15 protein-coding genes are annotated in these 18,246 nt (G+C 61.4%); 6 read left to right on the top strand and 9 right to left on the bottom strand.

Features of this window, described 5'->3' with window-relative positions:
* Positions 1–297: 297 nt before the first annotated feature.
* Positions 298–1,575, bottom strand: a complete 1,278-nt coding sequence (waaA, locus tag HBO24_RS05880; RefSeq protein ID WP_170059404.1) for a lipid IV(A) 3-deoxy-D-manno-octulosonic acid transferase — start codon at positions 1,573–1,575, stop codon at positions 298–300.
* Between the two features lie 23 nt (positions 1,576–1,598).
* Positions 1,599–2,489, bottom strand: a complete 891-nt coding sequence (locus HBO24_RS05885; protein WP_057958130.1) for a LysR family transcriptional regulator — start codon at positions 2,487–2,489, stop codon at positions 1,599–1,601.
* Between the two features lie 103 nt (positions 2,490–2,592).
* On the opposite strand from HBO24_RS05885, the gene HBO24_RS05890 reads away from it, so the two are divergent.
* The 4 genes from HBO24_RS05890 (at position 2,593) to HBO24_RS05905 (ending at position 6,005) form a co-directional block, all read left to right on the top strand.
* On the top strand, positions 2,593–2,928 hold the full coding sequence (locus HBO24_RS05890) for a multidrug efflux SMR transporter (protein ID WP_057437331.1): 336 nt from the start codon (positions 2,593–2,595) through the stop codon (positions 2,926–2,928).
* An 85-nt stretch (positions 2,929–3,013) separates the two neighbouring features.
* Positions 3,014–4,189: an FAD-dependent oxidoreductase gene (locus tag HBO24_RS05895; RefSeq protein WP_057437329.1), complete on the top strand. Its 1,176-nt coding sequence runs from the start codon at positions 3,014–3,016 to the stop codon at positions 4,187–4,189.
* The gene (locus HBO24_RS05900; RefSeq protein ID WP_115127239.1) at positions 4,186–4,998 is read left to right on the top strand and encodes an aldo/keto reductase; all 813 of its coding nucleotides are present in this window, start codon (positions 4,186–4,188) and stop codon (positions 4,996–4,998) included. The genes HBO24_RS05895 and HBO24_RS05900 overlap by 4 nt, the downstream gene beginning before the upstream one ends.
* A 41-nt stretch (positions 4,999–5,039) precedes the next feature.
* The gene (locus HBO24_RS05905) at positions 5,040–6,005 is read left to right on the top strand and encodes a metal ABC transporter ATPase (RefSeq protein WP_170059405.1); all 966 of its coding nucleotides are present in this window, start codon (positions 5,040–5,042) and stop codon (positions 6,003–6,005) included.
* 27 nt (positions 6,006–6,032) lie between these two features.
* Here HBO24_RS05905 and HBO24_RS05910 read toward each other — a convergent pair whose 3' ends face one another.
* The 3 genes from HBO24_RS05910 to msbA form a co-directional block, all read right to left on the bottom strand.
* Positions 6,033–6,962, bottom strand: coding sequence for an NAD-dependent epimerase/dehydratase family protein (locus HBO24_RS05910; protein WP_057437323.1), 930 nt, complete (start codon positions 6,960–6,962; stop codon positions 6,033–6,035).
* Positions 6,963–6,972: 10 nt separating this feature from the next.
* Positions 6,973–8,409 (bottom strand): bifunctional D-glycero-beta-D-manno-heptose-7-phosphate kinase/D-glycero-beta-D-manno-heptose 1-phosphate adenylyltransferase HldE, encoded by a 1,437-nt coding sequence (gene hldE, locus HBO24_RS05915; RefSeq protein WP_115129349.1) that lies wholly within the window; start codon positions 8,407–8,409, stop codon positions 6,973–6,975.
* 105 nt (positions 8,410–8,514) lie between these two features.
* Positions 8,515–10,335 (bottom strand): lipid A export permease/ATP-binding protein MsbA, encoded by a 1,821-nt coding sequence (msbA, locus tag HBO24_RS05920; protein WP_170059406.1) that lies wholly within the window; start codon positions 10,333–10,335, stop codon positions 8,515–8,517.
* Between the two features lie 124 nt (positions 10,336–10,459).
* On the opposite strand from msbA, the gene HBO24_RS05925 reads away from it, so the two are divergent.
* On the top strand, positions 10,460–11,116 hold the full coding sequence (locus HBO24_RS05925; protein WP_170059407.1) for a phosphotransferase: 657 nt from the start codon (positions 10,460–10,462) through the stop codon (positions 11,114–11,116).
* A 2-nt stretch (positions 11,117–11,118) separates the two neighbouring features.
* On the opposite strand, the gene HBO24_RS05930 is transcribed toward HBO24_RS05925, so the two are convergent.
* The 4 genes from HBO24_RS05930 to HBO24_RS05945 all read right to left on the bottom strand — a co-directional run bounded on the left by HBO24_RS05930 (position 11,119) and on the right by HBO24_RS05945 (position 15,898).
* Positions 11,119–12,507 carry a hypothetical protein gene (locus tag HBO24_RS05930; RefSeq protein WP_262152906.1) on the bottom strand — a complete coding sequence of 463 codons (1,389 nt, stop codon included), beginning with the start codon at positions 12,505–12,507 and terminating at the stop codon, positions 11,119–11,121.
* Between the two features lie 245 nt (positions 12,508–12,752).
* The gene (locus tag HBO24_RS05935) at positions 12,753–13,658 is read right to left on the bottom strand and encodes a glycosyltransferase family A protein (protein WP_262152905.1); all 906 of its coding nucleotides are present in this window, start codon (positions 13,656–13,658) and stop codon (positions 12,753–12,755) included.
* A complete protein-coding gene (locus HBO24_RS05940; protein WP_057437314.1) occupies positions 13,651–15,405 on the bottom strand; it encodes a carbamoyltransferase in 1,755 nt (584 codons plus the stop codon). The genes HBO24_RS05935 and HBO24_RS05940 overlap by 8 nt, the downstream gene beginning before the upstream one ends.
* A gap of 151 nt (positions 15,406–15,556) precedes the next feature.
* A complete protein-coding gene (locus tag HBO24_RS05945; RefSeq protein WP_057437310.1) occupies positions 15,557–15,898 on the bottom strand; it encodes a YceK/YidQ family lipoprotein in 342 nt (113 codons plus the stop codon).
* 163 nt (positions 15,899–16,061) lie between these two features.
* On the opposite strand from HBO24_RS05945, the gene HBO24_RS05950 reads away from it, so the two are divergent.
* A complete protein-coding gene (locus tag HBO24_RS05950; RefSeq protein ID WP_170059410.1) occupies positions 16,062–18,164 on the top strand; it encodes a TonB-dependent receptor in 2,103 nt (700 codons plus the stop codon).
* Positions 18,165–18,246 lie beyond the last annotated feature (82 nt).

The raw sequence follows: 18,246 nt of genomic DNA on the forward strand, positions 1-18,246 counted from the left end.
GGCATGGATGCCGGGGTAGCCGCGACACGGCCATGGATGGCCGATCGCGGCGGGCCCACGGAGCAATGCCTGACTGCGGGCATGCCGAGCCTAGGCGAGGCACCGAGTGGTGGGGCAAGAGCCCTTTGCTTACTTTGGAGCTTTCCAAAGTGAGCCGCCGTAAGGGCGGAACCCTGAGTGGCCATGACCGCAGCAACGGATATGTACACAACCCCAATAAGCACTAGATAAAAGAGTTATGTAGATACCTATGGCTATCGCAGACAAGCCCGCTCCCACATTTTTGACCGAGCGGGGTCAGGGTTTGATTAGTCTGTCCAAGCCATCGAGCAAACGCTTCAACGCGCCCTGATTAGCCTGCATCACGTTAAGCCCCGCCAGCGCCCGCTTGCGCGCATCCTGCGGTAGCTCGAACAGCTGCCGCACCACCTCGGCCAACCCCTCGGCATCATCCACTTCCTGCAACGCTCCGGCCTCGCGCATCATCGCGGCGATTTCGAGGAAGTTGAACAGGTGCGGGCCACTGATCACCGGTTTGGCCAGCGCCGCCGGCTCCAGCAGGTTGTGCCCGCCATTAGGCACCAGGCTGCCGCCGACAAAGGCGCTATCGGCCAAGGCGTAGAGAAACAGCAGCTCGCCCATGGTGTCGCCGAGCAATACCGAGGTGTCGGCACCGACCGGCGCGCCGCTGGAGCGCTGCACCGTAGCAAAACCCTGCTGTTGGCAAAGCTCCAGCACTGCGTTGAACCGCTCCGGGTGACGGGGCACCAGGATCAGCAGCGCGTTGGGGTAACTGGCCAGTAGTTGCCGATGGGCAGCCAGCACCACTTCATCTTCGCCCTCGTGGGTACTGGCGGCGATCCATACCGGGCGCTCGCTGGCCTGCCATTGCTCGCGCAACGCAGCGGCGCGCGCCAGCAGTTCGGGGTCGATGGTCAGGTCAAACTTGATCGAGCCGGTGACTTCGACTGTTTCCGGGCGTGCGCCCAGGCTGCGAAAGCGCTCGGCCTCGGTGGCGGTCTGCACCGCGAACAGGCTCATGTCTGCCAGCATTGGCGCAGTCAGCTTGGCGAAACGCCCGTAACCCTTGGCCGAACGTGCCGACAGCCTCGCATTGGCCAAGGCCACGGGGATCCCGCGCTTGGCACATTGATGAATATGGTTGGGCCACAATTCGGTTTCCATGATGACCGCAAGCCTGGGCTGCACCCGGTCCAGAAAACGCTTGGCGGCACACGGTAAATCGTAAGGCAGGTAGCAATGCTGGATGCGCGGTTCATCGGCGAAAAGCGCCTGGATCCGCTCGGAACCGGTGGGCGTCATGCAGGTGACGGTGATCGGCAACTGTGGATGCCGCTCCAGCAAACCGCGGATCATCGGCGCGGCGGCGATGCTCTCGCCCACCGACACCGCGTGCACCCATATCCCGCCGGGCTTGAGTAACGGCAAGCCGTAGGAAAAGCGCTCGCTGACGCGCTTGGCGTAGGCCGGCGCCTTGCGGGCCCGTAGCCATAGACGTAAGGCCACCAACGGCAGCGCCAGGTAAAACAGACAGCTATAGAGAGTTCTATTCATGGCGGCGGAGTTTATCGGCTTTTTCAGCCGATCGCCTGCAAACACGCGGTAAAACGTTCGGCCAGAAAGCGCGCCGCCGGGCCCAGGGGCTCATCGCGCCGCCATACCAATTCCACCACCAGGGCCGGCGGCGTCCACTCGCTGTCCAACTCGACCATCTGCCCCTGATACGTCGGGTACTGCACCACATGCCGGGGCAACCAGGCCCAGCCCAGGCCGCGCACCAACCATTCGGCCAGCACGTAGAAACTGTCGGCGCGCCATACCTGGGGGCTGGCCGCCTCGCTGCCGGGGTAGACGCTGGTCTGGGTCGACATCAGCAATTGGCGAAACTGCGCCAGACGCTGACAATCGACAAACCCACCCCTGGCCAGCGGGTGCCCGACGCCACACACCGTGACCATTTCCACACTGCCGACCACCCGCCGTTCAAGGGCCTCAGGGATCTGATCGTGGTAGAACAGCAACCCCAGGTCGGCCTTGCGCTCCACCAACTTGCGAGCGACATCGCCCTGGGCCGTGCTGGACAACTGCACCTCCAGGCTGGGAAATTTCCCGGCCAGCGCCTCAAGACTGTCGAGTACCGGCTGATACAGCATGGCTTCGTCCTGGGCCAGACGCAGCCGCGCTTCTTCGCCGCGCATCAGGGACAGGGCGCGGCCGTTGAGGCGCTCACACTGGCGCAGCACTTCCCGGGCTTCCTCCAGCAATACCGTGCCGGCCTCGGTCAGGCGTGGCTGACGACCGCTGCTGCGATCAAACAGGCTCACGCCCAGGTCGGCCTCCAGCAGGGCGATGCCATTGCTCACCGCCGATTGCGCCTTGCGCTGGTCCCGTGCCACCGCCGAGAACGAACGCTGCTCGGCGACGCTGACAAACAGACGCATCTGCTCCAGATTCCACTGCACGCTCATCGGCTCAACCCATCTTGAATTCGGATAGGTAATGACTTTACCCCATCTGCGGATTCTCTAGAATGCCGGCCTTATTACGCGCCCCAATTCCGAGGAACACCCCATGAACGCCGCCTACTACTACCTGGCCATTGCCATCTGCTCGGAAGTGATCGCCACCGTTTCCATGAAAGCAATCAAGGGCTGGAGCACGCCGATCCCCCTGCTGCTGGTGATCGTCGGCTATGGCGTCGCATTCTGGATGCTGACCCTGGTGGTGCGCACCGTGCCCGTGGGCGTGGCCTACGCGGTGTGGGCGGGGCTGGGGATCGTCATGGTCAGCATCGCGGCGCTGTTTATCTATGGGCAAAAACTCGATCTGCCGGCGATGCTGGGGATGGGCATGATTGTGCTGGGGGTGGTGGTGATTCAGTTGTTTTCGAAAACCGCGGGCCACTGACCTTCTACAGTTGTTGATCCTGGGCAAAGATCCCGCTGTCGAGTCTGTATACTTGGCCTCTTGTTCTGAACACTGAGGTCGCCCCATGCCATCCGTTATTTCCACCGACGTCCTGATTGTCGGCGCCGGGGTTGCCGGCCTCTGGCTCAATGCGCGCCTGCGCAGCCAGGGGTTCTCCACGATTGTGGTGGAGAACGCGACCTTGGGTGGCGGGCAGAGCGTGAAGTCCCAGGGGATCATTCACGGCGGTGCGAAGTACGCCCTGCATGGCGCCCTGACCGGCGCCTCCGAAGCCATTGCCGATATGCCGCGACGCTGGCGGGAAGCGCTGGCGGGTACTGGCGAGCTGGACCTGACGGGCGTGCGCCTGCTGTCCCAGGCCCATTACCTGTGGTCGCCGGGCACCCTGGCCGGCAACCTCACCAGCTTCTTCGCCAGCAAGGCGGTGCGTGGCCGCGTCGATCAGGTCAAGGGCGACGATTTGCCGCCGGCCCTGCAAGACCGCCGCTTCAAGGGCAAGGTCTATCGCCTGGCCGAACTGGTGGTGGACGTGCCGAGCCTGATCGAGCGCCTGGCACAACTGGCCGGCGACGGCCTGCTCGCCGGGCAACAGATCGAACCGCTGCTGGAAGGTGGCATCCTCGTTGGCCTGAAAGTCGATGGCCGGGCGATCCGCGCCCAGCGCATCGTGCTGAGTGCCGGCGGCGGCACCGCCGAGCTGCTGACGGCCCTGGGCCTGAGCCAGCCAGCCATGCAAAAACGCCCGCTGCATATGATCATCGCCAAGGGCCCCGGCCTCAAACCCCTGTACGCGCACTGCCTGGGTGGCGGCACCAAGCCACGGATCACCATCACCACCCACCCGGCCGCCGATGGCCATTGGGTGTGGTACATGGGCGGTGATATTGCCGAGACCGAAGGTGTGCACCGCACGCCCGCCGAGCAGATCGCCACGGCGCAAAAGGAACTGGCGCACCTGCTGCCATGGATCGACATGAGCCAAACCCAATGGGCGACCCTGCGGGTAGACCGCGCCGAACCCCTGCAAACGGGCCTGACCCGGCCGGACAACGCGTTCCTCGCCGAACAGGGCCGCTTGCTGGTGGGCTGGCCGACCAAGCTGGCCCTGGCGCCGGACTTCGCCGACCGGGTGCTCAGCGCCCTGCAACGTGACGGCATCCAGCCGACCCCAAGCACACCGCTGCCCGAACTGCCGCGCCCGGCCATCGCCCAACCTGCCTGGGAGCAATTGTTGCCATGAGCCTACCGACCCTGCATGACCTCCATCGCCCCCTGGGCAGCACCGGCCTGCTGGTGTCGCCACTGGGCCTGGGCACCGTGAAGCTGGGGCGCGACCAGGGGGTGAAGTACCCCAATGGTTTCCAGATCCCCAATGATGAAGAAGCGCGCATGTTGCTGCGCCAGGCCCGCGAGCTGGGGATCAACCTGATCGACACCGCCCCCGCCTACGGCCATAGCGAAGAGCGCCTGGGGCCGTTGCTGCGAGGCCAGCGCCAGGACTGGGTGATTGTCAGCAAGGTCGGCGAAGAATTTGCCGACGGCGTGTCCCATCACGATTTCAGTGCCGCCCACACCCGGTTGTCCGTGGAGCGCAGCTTGAAACGCCTGGAAACGGATTTTATCGACCTGGTGCTGGTGCATTCCGATGGCAACGACTTGCATATCCTCAACGACTGCGAGGTGTACCAGACTCTGGCGGAGCTTAAGCGCGAGGGCAAGATTCGCGGTTTCGGCTTCTCCGGCAAAACCGTCGAAGGCGGGGTGAAGGCTCTGGAACAAGGCGATTGCGCCATGGTCACCTACAATCTGAGCGAGCAAAACGAAAAAGCCGTGATTGATTATGCCGCCGCCCATGGCAAAGGCATCCTGGTGAAAAAGGCCCTGGCCAGTGGCCATGCCTGCCTTGAGCCGGGAGTGGATCCAATTCACGCCAGTTTCACCTTGTTGTTTGCGCAAACGGGCGTGGCCAGTGCTATTGTCGGAACCATCAACCCGCTGCACCTTGCCCATAATGTGGCAACCGCTGCCAAGATCATTCGCCAATCCTGATGCCGCCCACGCGGCCGACCCCGACGCAAGAAGGAGCCGACATGCCGCGAACGCTCATAAGAAAAAACCCCAGTAATTTCAAAACACTGCCGCTGTACGTCGAAGCCACCCCCGAAGGCCTGAGCTACCAGAGCGTGGGCATGCCGCTCAACTTTGCCCAGACCCTGCAGCGGCGCAAGCCAGTGGACGTGGCAGACGCCGAACGCTTTGCCCTGGAACTGGCCAACCTCGGGGTGTCGGTGCGCCTGACGCTGCATTGGCAAAACCGCGATTACTGGGTGTTAGTCCGCCAGCGCCGGCAGGACCGTGGCGATGTGGTGCTCAAGCTGATCTCCGGCTACGTGCCAGCCCATGAACTGAACCTGCCGCTGCACACCGCTATCCAGGAAATCGCCGAGGAATGCCTGCTGGAAACCCCGGAGGGCTGGCTCGGCGGACGTTTCAATGACACCTGGCTGCCGGCGCCCTACTCCAGCGCCCTGCACTACCGCGAGGCCTTGCCGTTTCGCCTGTCGCCGCTGTCCGGCGCCGCCCGCCCGGTGCGCTGCGCCAGCATGCAGTTGATCGAACGCCCGCGGGCCTATGTGCACCTGCCCACGGCCTCACTGCAATTGATCTATGACCTGCGCCTGGAGGTGCCCAAGGAAGCCAAGTCCCTGAGCCTGTTCCATGTGGACGAACGCCTGGAGGGCGACCAACTGGTGGCGCGCCTGGACCGCCAGCGCCCGGATTTGTACCTGATGCCCCTGAAGGACGGCCAGCCGTGCGCCGAGCTGTATACCCTGAAGAAGGATCAACTGATCCCGGCGAGCACCCGTGGGTTGTACCTGGCGGAGAGTTTTGCCCAGCAGGTGGGCTGGTTGGTGCGCGATGAGCGGATCCGCTGGAAGGACTGGCTCAGGCAACAGGGCCTGAGCGCGCCGGAGAAGGAATCGAAGTTGAAGCAATTGACCGGACGGGCCAGGCAGATCTTGCGCAAGATGGTGCCGAAGAAGGCGGGTCGCTGAAGCAGCCCCGCCTGTGGCGAGCGGTACCTACTGGTTAAGTAGTCTCTCCAGACCAACCTTCAGCGGCGTCGGCTCAGGCAATGTGAAGCTTGCCGCCAAGCGCTGGTTGTTGGCTCTGGAGTGCCGGATATCCCCCGAGCGCGGCTCTGTGTAGCTGACAGCCGGCAACGAGCCGATGATTTCCGACAGCGCCTGCAGCAACTGCTTGAGGGTGGTGGTGTGGTTCCAGCCGACATTGATCGCGCCCAGGGGGGCATCCGCCATTTCCACAGCCTGCACCAGCACCGCTACCAGATCCCCGACGTACATGAAGTCACGGGTTTGCTCACCGTCGCCGAATACGGCAATCGGCAGGCCTTTTTGCGCGCGCTCGCTGAAGATGCTGATCACCCCGGAATACGGCGATGACGGATCCTGGCGCGGGCCAAAAATATTGAAGAAGCGGAAAATCACCGGCTCTAGGCCATGTTGGCGGCGATAGAAGTCAAAGTAGTGCTCGCTGGCCAGCTTGTCCGAGGCATATGGCGTCAACGGTGCCTTGGCGGTTTGCTCGTCGATCGAGTCGCCTTCGCCGTTATTGCCATACACCGCCGCACTGGAGGCAAACACCACGCGCTTGACCCCAGCCTGGCGCATGGCCTCGCAGACATTCAGGCTGCCCACGAAGTTGCTCTGGTGCGTACTGACCGGGTCATCCACCGACGCCTGCACCGAAGCAACCGCCGCCAGATGCACCACCGCCGTCGCTCCCACCGCTGCGCGGGCGACCAGTGCGGCATCGGCCACATCGCCTTCGAGCAGTTGCAGGCGCGGGTTATCCAATGGCAGGTTACTGCGCTTGCCGGTGGACAGGTTATCCAGCACGCGCACCGCATAGCCCTTGGCTAGCAGTGCATCGACCAGATTGGAGCCGATAAAACCAGCACCTCCGGTAATCAGTACGAGAGCATCAGACATAGCGGTAAACCTATCGGGCGGCATCGTTGGTTTGACGAATTTTATCGACAATCGCGGTGGTCGAGCTGTTCTCCACCAATCCCAGGACTTTGACCTTGCCGCCATAGGCATTGACGATATCGGCACCGACCACCTGGTCGACCGAGTAATCCCCGCCCTTGACCAATACATCTGGCTTGACCTGGGCCAGCAGGTTTTCCGGGGTGCCCTCGGAGAAGCTGATCACCCAGTCCACCGCGCCTAACCCAGCCAGCACCGCCATGCGCCGATCCACGCTGTTGATCGGCCGGCCAGGGCCTTTGAGGCGACTGACCGAAGCATCGTCGTTGATCGCCACGATCAGGCGATCACCCTGGGCGCGAGCCTGCTCCAGGTAAGTCACATGGCCAGCATGCAGGATGTCGAAGCAACCGTTGGTGAAGACAATGCTTTCGTTATGGGCGCGGGCATCGTCAATTGCCAGCAGCAACTGCTCAAGGCTCAACACGCCACGCTCCGAACCTTCCTCACGCTGGATCGCGCGACGCAGTTCCGGGGCGCTGATGGACGCCGTACCCAGTTTGCCGACCACGATGCTCGCCGCCAGGTTGGCCAGGGCCACCGCGTGGGGCAACTCCTCGCCGGCGGCGATCGCCGCCGCCAGGGTGGAGATAACGGTGTCGCCGGCGCCGGTGACGTCGAACACTTCCCGCGCTCGCGCAGGCAGGTGCATGGCCGGGTGACCGGGGCGCAGCAGGGTCATGCCGTGTTCACCACGGGTCACCAGCAACGCGCCGAGGTCGAGGTCGGCCATCAGGCTTGCGCCTTTGCTCACCAAGTCGTGCTCATCGACGCAGCCGCCGACGATGGTTTCAAATTCGCTGAGATTCGGCGTGATCAGGCTGGCGCCCCGGTAGACCGAGAAGTCCTTGCCCTTGGGATCGGCCAGCACCGGTATGCCCCGGGCCTTGGCAGCCTGGATCAGCACCTGGTGGTTTTTCAGTGCGCCTTTGCCGTAGTCCGACAGCACCAGCACCTTGATGCCTTCGAGCAACGCGTCGACCTGGTCACTGAGGGCCAGGGCGTCGGTGGCAAAGGGTTCTTCAAAGTCGATACGCAGCAATTGCTGGTGACGGCTCATGACCCGCAGCTTGACGATGGTCGGCTGGTGGGCAATGCGCTGGAACAGCGCACGCACGCCAGCGCCGCGCAGGCTGTTGGTCAGGCTGTCGGCGGCTTCGTCGTCGCCGGTCACGCCGACCAGGGAGGCCGGGGCGCCGAGCGCGGCGATGTTAAGGGCAACGTTGGCGGCGCCCCCTGGACGGTCTTCGATTTGCTCGACCTTGACTACCGGTACCGGTGCCTCAGGGGAAATCCGTGAGGTACCGCCATGCCAGTAACGGTCGAGCATGACATCGCCGACCACCAAGACAGGGGCTTGATCGAATCGCGGCATGGACAACTTCATGGAGCAACCCACATACAAAATGAACAGGGGCGCGATATTAGCACAGGGAAAAGCATCGACCGATTCAATCCTGGCGGTCAATGCCAGCCTGGCTGCAATGGCGCCTCAATAGGCATCTGTCACGTGGGAGGGCGCCACCGGGTCACCTTCTTCGAACTCCTTGGCGTGCAACCGCGAGTAGTAGCCATTCTTCGCCAGCAACTCAACGTGGGTGCCGCGCTCGACAATCTGGCCGTCATCCATCACCAGGATCAGGTCAGCTTTCTCGATGGTGCTCAGGCGGTGGGCAATCACCAGGGTCGTGCGGTTCTTCACCACATGGTCCAGGGCGGCCTGGATATGGCGCTCGGACTCGGTGTCCAGGGCCGAGGTGGCCTCGTCGAGAATCAACAGCGGCGCATCCTTGAGCAGGGCCCGGGCAATCGCGATGCGTTGGCGCTGGCCACCGGACAGCAACACGCCGTTCTCGCCCACCAGGGTTTCATAGCCCTGGGGCATCTTCACGATGAACTCATCGGCATAGGCTTCGCGAGCGGCATGATGCACCGCGTCGGTGGGCGCGCCGGCCAGGTCGCCATAGGCGATGTTGTTGGTCACGGTGTCGTTGAACAAGGTGACCTGCTGGGTCACCAGGGCGATTTGCCGGCGCAGGTTACGCAGGGTGAAATCCTGCACGCGTACGCCATCGAGCAGAATCTGCCCCTGTTCGTGCTGATAGAAGCGTGGGATCAAACCCGCCAGGGTGGATTTGCCGCTGCCCGAACGCCCTACCAATGCGACCATTTGCCCAGGCTCGACGATAAAGCTGATGTCGTTGAGCACCTTCTTGTCGCTATCCGGGTATTGGAAGCTGAGGTTGCGCACTTCAATGCGCCCCGCCAGACGCTCATGTTCAATCACGCCCTGGTCAACTTCTACCGGCTCATCCAACTGCTCGAAAATACTTTCGGCACCCGCCACACCCTTCTGGATGGTCGAGCTGACTTCGGAAAGCTGGCGAATCGGCTTAGGCAACAAGCCAGCCATGGTGATGTAGGCCACCAGATCACCCGGCGAGGCATCGCCACGCAAATACAGGACCAGGAACATGACCACGGCCATCGCACTGTAGGTCACCAACTGCAGCATCGGCGTGTACACCGCGCCGGTCTTGGTCATCGCCAGTTGTTTCTCGGTGTTGCTCAGGCTCGCCTGCTCGAAGCGCACCTTTTCATACTGCTCACCGCCAAAGCTGCGGACCACACGGTAGCCGTGGATCGTCTCGGATGCCACATGGGTCACGTCGCCCATGGACACCTGGATTTTCTTGCTTTGCTTGCGGAATTTACGACTGGTGCTGTTCACCATCATGCCGATCACCGGCAGGATCGCCAGCATCACCAGGGTCAGTTTCCAGTTCATCCACACCAGGGTGCAGAACAGGAAAATCACAGTCATGCCTTCACGGATAACCACCTTGATCGCATCGGTAGCAGCACCGGTGACCATGGTCACGTTAAAGGTAATGCGCGAGATCAGATGGCCGGAGTTGTTCTTGTCAAAGAAGCGGTTGGGCAGCTCCAACAGCTTGTTGAACAGCACCACACGCAGGTCGTGGACCAGCCCCAGGGAAACCCGGGCCAGGAAGAAGTTGCCGAGGAACGAACCTACGCCCTGCCAGGCCGCGATCAGCACGATCATCAGCGGCACGGTTTCCAGCAACTGCAACTTGCCCAGATAGGGGTTGCCGGGGAACAGGCTGGCCTCGGGGTTCGCCAGGCCATCGACGAAATATTTGAGGATATAAGCGAGCATCGGCTGGGTCGATGCGAAGATCAGGAACCCGACGATACTCAGGATGAACAGACCCACATAAGGCCGTACGTAAGTCAGGAGGCGAAAGTAAATCGCCAGCGTCGACTGGGTTTTCGGTTCAGGACTGCTCATGGGAATCCGCGCAAATCAGTAAGGCGCGGATCATATCACAGGCCTCTTCAGCCCAAAAAACATGAGCAGGGGCCAGCCTTGCACCAAGTCGGTTAAGATAACCGGCTATTGATGGGAGTCAGGCATGCAAGTAATCGATCACAACACCTATGAGGCACTGCGCGCCGGCGCGCAGGTGCTGGAAGCCGATGGTTCTGGCGACAAGGTGCTCCGGTTGACCGATGGTTGCATGCTCAAACTGTTCCGGCGCAAGCGCCTGCTCAGTTCAGCGCTGTTCTACCCCTATGCACAACGTTTCGCCAACAACACCCGCGCCCTGCAGCAACGGGATATCCCCTGCCCGCGCATCATTGCGGTGTATCGCATCCCCAGCATTGCGCGGGATGCGGTGTACTACAGCCCGCTGGCCGGGGAAACCATCCGCCAGTTACAGCTTGCCACAGCCGAGGCCGACGCCCTGCGTGTGCGTCTTGGCAGCTTCATTGCGCAATTGCATGAGAAGGGCGTGTACTTTCGCTCGCTGCACTTTGGCAACGTGGTCCTGACACCGGAAAACACCCTGGGGCTGATCGACATTGCCGACCTGAGTTGCCAGACCGCCCCCCTGAGCCAGAGCAAGCGCCTGCGTAACTTCAGCCATCTGCGACGCTACCCTGAGGACCGCCAGTGGCTGCTGGGCGATGATGCCGGGCAAGCCTTTTTCGATGGCTATCGCCAGGGCTTGCCGGCAGGCAGTCAACAGGCGCCGTTGATTAAGCGCCTGCGGCAATTACTGGACTGATCTCACTGGGTGATGACCAGTACCGTGGCGCCTCGGCGATTGGCGAAGCGTTCGACGATGCGCAGGTTGCGCTCGGCCAGCCAGTTGGTGAGCCAGGGCTCGTTACCGCGGGCTTCGATCAGGAAGTAGCGGAATTTATCCGCATAGGCCGGTGACATTGCCACCTCCCGCGTCAATTGCTTGAGCAGATAACCCCGTCCAGCGTAATAGCCGATACGACCATCATCGAAGTAAGCAGGCACATCCGGCTCGACATTCGCCGCCATCCAGCGCCCCGCCTCGACGTACTGGACCTTGCCCGGCCCGGTGGACACCACATTGGACAGCATCACCAATAGGCATATCGCCACCAGCGCCTTGCCCAGGCGCGGGAACTGCTGGGCAAACATCTGCAGCGCCATCGCCAGCGCCGGCACCAACAGCAGGTTCAAGAAGCTCATGTAGCGCACGTTCATGAACTGCTGCTGGATAAAGAACAACAACAATACCAGCAGGTACAACACCGCCGCCCAGGCAAAAGGCCGGTATTCATGCCAGTAGCGCTTGATCGCCTGCCAATTGCGGCCCCGTAAAAACGGCACGGCAAACGGACCGCAAATATTCACAAAGCTGATGGCCATGGCCGCCAGGATGCCAAAAAAGATGATGCGTCCGGCTTCATCCTGGGAGTACTTGTTGATCAGCGAGTTGGCGAACTGCTCGCGCAGCAAATCAAATGACGCCAGGACACTGCTCGGGTTGATCAGGTCCATATAGTAGGCAACGCGCGCCGATGAAAAACCACCGGTTGCCGAGACCAGTACCACCCCCGCCACCACGCCGAGCAGCGGTAGCGCAATAAACTGCAGGAGCGCCAGGCGCCGCTCACGCAGCCACAGGCCAGGCAACTGCCATAAGCCCAGCGCAGGCAACAGCAACAACGCTTCCAGCCGGAAGGCTGCCGCCGCGACAATTGCCAGGTGGATGGTTGACGCACGCAGCCAACCCCCTCGGGCCTGCCAACGCATGGCCAGCCAGAGCGTCAGGGTACAGAAAAACCAGAAGCCGAACTCACGCAGGATCTCGCCACGAAACTGGTTGAACGCCGGCATCGCCAACACCACCAGGCAGGCCCAGGGCGCAACCTGCACCGAGCGCTGGCGAACGCAGTCAACCAGCAGGGCACAAGTCCCGGCGGCAAACAGCGAACACCACAAGTAAGCACTCAGCTCTATGGGCAGGGCTGTAACCGAATGGGTGCCCGCCAGGAGCAGGGAGAACCAGGGCCAGTTGAACAGGGCAAAGGCGGCTTTAGGGCCGTGGACGTGAGCGTCCTGGGCAATGGTCAGGTAGAACGCCGCATCACGCCCGACTGTCGCGGCGCCCAATACGGCGATCAGGGATAGCAGCAAACTCCCGAAAAATGCCACTCGAACGGGCTGTTCGACGACAACACTCAAAACCCGGGCCCACAACTTACTGCCAATTCCAACCACACCCCCCCCTTAAAACCTGGCGTCACATCGTGTGCACAAGATTTGAAAACATATATTCCAGAAAAGCCACCACGCCACAAAAAAACCAACGCCCGGTCATTGCAATCAACTCAGGCGCTTCATAGGTCATTCCAGGCGTAGCGTAACAGGCTACAAAACGCTTACTTGAACATCAGCTGAAGCGCCTTGCGTGTGTACGACCAACGCGTCAGGGCGCGCCAGTCTGTACGTACCGCCTGGCAGTAAAACTGCCTGGCAAGCGTGTACTCCCCAGCACTTAAGCAATTGCGAAACAAAGACAGGCAGCGCTGCGCGAGAAACGCACTGCGCAAGCCTTGCAACTCTGCCGGCATACGCACTGGCGAAAACACCTCGTCAACCAGGCTCACACCCGCCGCCACACTGTGCTTGATGTCATGCCGCAAGCTGTCCGCATGCTTGTAGACCAACGCCAGCGGCTGGTCGATAACCGTGCAGGGCACGCGCGCCAGGGCCTGGGCAAACACCGGGATATCCTCGGCGTTGCGCATGCGCTCCGGGTAGTTGCCTACCGCAAAAATCTCCCGGTGCATGGCGCAGGCGCCATTGGAGATGGCGATGGTCTTGTCCAGCAAATACCCGCGCACCCGCAGATAAGGCGTCGCAGGCAAGGGCTTGACGGCATGCAGGCGGCGCTTGCCATCTTCAAATACCGACCAGTGGCCACCGATGATCAGGCGGCTATCCGGGTGAGCAGCAATATGCTGCGCAACCAGGGCCAGGGCGCCCGGGGCCATTTCATCATCGGCGTCCAGGAACATCAGGTACTGGCCCGCAGACTCCTCAATGCCACGATTGCGCACCGAGGCCAGGCCGCCATTGGGCTTGCGCAGCACCTGGAAGCGTCCGGGGTGCTTGGCCAGCAGAGCGTCCAGCACCTGCGGCGTATCGTCGGTAGAGCCGTCATCAATCACCAACAACTGCGCATCGGCTTCGTCGAGTTGCGCCAGCACCGACTCAACCGCGCGCCCCAGGGTGCGCGCGTAGTTGTAGGCAGGGATGACGACGCCAATCAGTGCTTCAGTCAACGGCTTGCCCTTCCACACCATCTTTGACGACCAGGATGTCTTCCATGATCAGGTACTGCAGGTCGGAGCCGAAGAACATGTTCAGGGCGTCGGTCGGCGAGCAGATCATCGCTTCGCCACGGCGGTTGAGCGAGGTGTTCAGGGACACACCATTGCCGGTCAGCACTTCCAGCTCTTTCATCATGTCGTAGTAGCGCGGGTTGTACTCGCGCTTGAGCACCTGGGCGCGGGAGGTGCCATCTTCATGGACCACTTCCGGCACGCGGGTTTTCCACTCTTCGGCGACTTCAAAGGTGAAGGTCATGAACGGGGCCGGGTGATCGACCTTGATCATCTGCGGGGCCACGGTGTCGAGCATCGACGGGCAGAAAGGCCTCCAGCGCTCGCGGAACTTGATCTGGTGGTTGATCCGGTCAGCCACGCCCACGGCGCTCGGGCAACCGATGATCGAACGACCGCCCAAGGCGCGCGGACCGAACTCCATGCGTCCCTGGAACCAGGCTACCGGGTTGCCGTCGACCATGATCTGGGCGATGCGCTTGGGCATATCGTCGATCTGGCGCCACTTCGGCTTGCTCGGGTGCTTGGCACACGCGGCAATCACTTCTTCGTTGCTGTAGGACGGGCCGAGATAGACGTGCTCCATCTTCTCTACCGGCACCCCACGGGCATGGGACACATAGGCCGCAGCACCCACGGCGGTACCGGCATCGCCGGACGCCGGCTGCACGAACAGCTCTTTGACGTCGTCGCGGGCAATGATCTTCTGGTTCAACTTGACGTTCAACGCGCAGCCGCCGGCGAAGGCCAGCTTGCCGGTTTCCTTGAGGATATCGCCCAGGTAATGGTCGATCATCTGCAACGACAGCTTCTCGAACAACGCCTGCATGCTGGCCGCGTAGTGGATGTACGGCTCGTCGGCGATGTCGCCTTCGCGCTTGGGGCCCAGCCACTCGATCAGTTTTGGCGAGAAGTAGAAGCCCTTGCCCTTCTCTTTATAGCGGCGCAGGCCGATGACGTTGGCGTAGTCGGTGTTGATCACCAGCTCGCCATTTTCAAAGGAGGCCAGGCGCGAGAAATCGTACTTGCTGGCATCGCCATAGGGTGCCATGCCCATGACCTTGAACTCGCCGTCGAGCATCTCGAAACCGAGGAACTCGGTGATCGCGCCGTACAGGCCGCCCAGGGAGTCCGGATCGTAGAATTCTTTGATCTTGTGGATCTTGCCGTTCTCGCCATAACCGAAGAAGGTCGTGGCGTACTCGCCTTTACCGTCGATCCCGAGGATCGCGGTCTTCTCCTGGAAGCCCGAGCAGTGATAGGCGCTGGAGGCGTGGGCCAGGTGGTGTTCAACCGGTTCGATCTTGATCTTCTTCGGATCGAAGCCCAGTTGCTCCAGGCACCAGACAATCTTGTTGCGATAGCGCTTGTAGCGCCGGTTGCCCATCAGGATCGCGTCAAGGGCGCGGTCCGGGGCGTACCAGTAACGCTTGGCATAGTGCCAGCGAGCCTCGCCGAACAAGCTGATCGGGGCAAACGGGATCGCCACCACATCAACGTCGGAGGGTTTGATGCCAGCCTGTTCCAGGCAGAACTTCGCCGATTCGTAGGGCATGCGGTTCTTTGCATGTTTATCGCGTACGAAGCGCTCTTCTTCGGCGGCCGCGATCAGCTTGCCGTCGATATACAGGGCTGCGGAGGGATCATGGCTAAGGGCGCCGGACAGGCCAAGAATCGTCAATGCCACTGGGGTCTAGCCTCTTTTAGTCTGCATGCAGGCGCTGGCGCCTGAAAAAATGTGTGCCCCTCGCCTCAGCGAGAAAAGCTAAAGGGCGGGATTATAGCTTAAAAGCGGCAAAACGCCTCTAGCCGCAAATGGCAGGGAGAAACAAGAGGCATCATCGGAAAATCTCGATACTGCCATCGCGGTTCTGTCGGTAGACGGTGTAGGGCAGTACCAAAGTATCGAGGACACCCGACAGGGCAAAATCAATGGCAATCCAGGGCACCGAGGCAATCTGCTGGTCTTCCAGGCTTTTCTTGCCGTTGGGTTCGCCATTCAGGGAGCAGAAGTCATACACCACCCCGCTGTAGATACGGGGCACGCTCTCGCAGTGGCTGCGCAGGTCCTTGAGTTTCTGGCTGGCTACTGCGTCTTCGCGAAACACCGTGTCGAGGGTGCCGCAGGCAGTGGTCGAAAGGACAATGGCGGCAAGCAGCAGAATGTTTGTAGGATTCACGGGCAACCCTCTTTGGCATGGAGCGGACAGCCTAACCCAAGATGGCGTAAGACGAATATGCCGGTATTTTGCGGGAATATTCTTCGGAAACGCCACGCAGAATCGTTAAACTCGCGCCCTTTTTTCCGCGCCGGCGCTGCGCGTCATGGAAGTTGGTTCGCTCATGAAAGTTGTTGCTCCCACCTGTTTTGCGATGTTGCTCCCCAGCCTGCTGGGCCTGCAGCAAACAGCCCTGGCCGAAGAGGCCCCACTGATTCTCGACCCCAGTGTGGTGACGGGCTCGCGTAGCGCCAGCCGCAGTTTCGACCTGCCCTACTCGGTGGACAGCATCAGCCGTGAGCAGATCAGCGACGGCCAGTTGGGCATCAATGCCTCGGAAGCCCTGTCCCGCGTGCCGGGGCTGGTGGTGCAGAACCGCCAGAACTATGCCCAGGACCTGCAGATTTCCTCCCGTGGCTTTGGCGCGCGCTCGGCGTTTGGCGTACGCGGGATCAAACTGATTGCCGATGGCATCCCCGCCAGCACCCCGGACGGCCAGGGCCAGGCCGCCACCTTCAACCTCGACACCGCCGACCGCATCGAAGTCCTGCGCGGCCCGGCCGCCACCCTGTATGGCAGCAACGCCGGCGGGGTGATCCAGATGTTCTCGCGCAACGGCGAAGGCCCACCCCGTATCGGCGCCGAAACCCTGGTCGGCAGCGATGGCCTGAACAAGCACCACCTCAGCGCCGAGGGCGCGGTGCAGGGCGCCGGTTTTGTCCTCGATGCCTCACGCATGGACACCGACGGCTACCGCGACCACAGCAGCGCCCGCCGCGACCAGACCTTCGCCAAGCTCAACCTCGAGCCCGATGACGACAGCAAGCTGGCCCTGATCTACAGCAGCCTGGAGCAGAACGGCACCCAGGACCCGCTGGGGCAGACCTGGGCAGGCTACAAGGCCGACCCGCGCTCGGTGAGCAGCAATGCCCTGGCGTACAACACACGCAAGAGCATTGATCACCAACAGGTAGGGATGAATTACGAGCGGTACATTGGCGATGCGACATTGCAGGTGAATGCCTACACCGGGCGCAGGAGTGTGATTCAGTATTTGTCGATTCCCAAAGGCACACCCACAAACGAGCTTGGCGGCGGCGGCGTAGTGCAATTCGACCGCAAGTTCTACGGCGGTGGCGTGCGCTGGATGCAGCCCATAGACAGCGTGCCGGGCGAATTGATGATCATCACCGGCCTGGACTTCGACCAGAGCGAAGATAGCCGTCACGGCTACAAGAACTACAACGGCAACACCCTCGGCGTGAAAGGCGAATTACGCCGCAATGAAATCGACACCGCCCGCAGCCTCGACCCGTACATCCAGGCCAACTGGGCCATCGACCGGTGGACCCTGCAAGCCGGGGTGCGCCACAGCACCATGGAGCTTGACGTCAATGACAAGTTCTTTAGCAATGGTAATGGCGATGCCAGCGGCAACAAGACCTATCAAAAGAATACGCCCTCAGTGAGCGTGATGTACGCCTTCACACCCGATCTGCATGGTTACATCAGCGCCGGCAAAGGCTTCGAGACACCGACCCAGGCAGAGCTGGCTTACGCCCCTGGTGACATCGAAGGTTTCAACTTTGGCCTGAAGCCGTCAGAAAGCACTCAATATGAAGTGGGCTTGAAGGCGCAGGTGAACAACAGCACGCGGGTCAACGCTGCCGTATTCCAAATAACTACGGAAGATGAGTTGGTGGTCAATGCATCGAAGGATGGACGCACCAGCTACCAAAACGCCGGCCGCACCCTGCGCCGTGGCTTTGAGCTGGGTATCGAAAGCCAACTGAGCGAACAGTGGAGCGCCAACCTCGCCTACACCCGCCTGCAAGCCACCTACGACAGCAACTTCAGCAACAGCGGCAAAACCGTGGAGAAGGGCAACTACCTACCCGGCGTCCCACAGACCACGCTCTTTGCCGAACTGAACTGGAAACCACGGGACTGGGTCAGCACCGCCGTCGAAGGCATGTACCGCAGCAAGATCTATGTCGAAGACACCAACCAGAAACAAGCGGCACCGGCTTACAGCGTTTTCAACTGGCGTGCACGCTTTGAACAGAAAGTCGAACACTGGACCTTTCACCAGACCCTGCGCCTGGACAACCTGCTGGATCGCCAGTACATCGGTTCGGTGATTGTCGGCGATGGCAACGATCGTTATTACGAAGCCGCGCCCGGCAGGTCGTGGTATGCGGGCGCAGGAGCCCAGTACAGCTTTTGAGTGATAAAAACCAATGGGCAAATAACATTGCCCATTTGGCTCCCACATTAATAACAGAAACTTCCTATAACCCGACCCCTAC

The organism is Pseudomonas sp. WS 5410 (genome assembly GCF_012985645.1).
Classification (GTDB): Bacteria; Pseudomonadota; Gammaproteobacteria; order Pseudomonadales; family Pseudomonadaceae; genus Aquipseudomonas; species Aquipseudomonas shahriarae.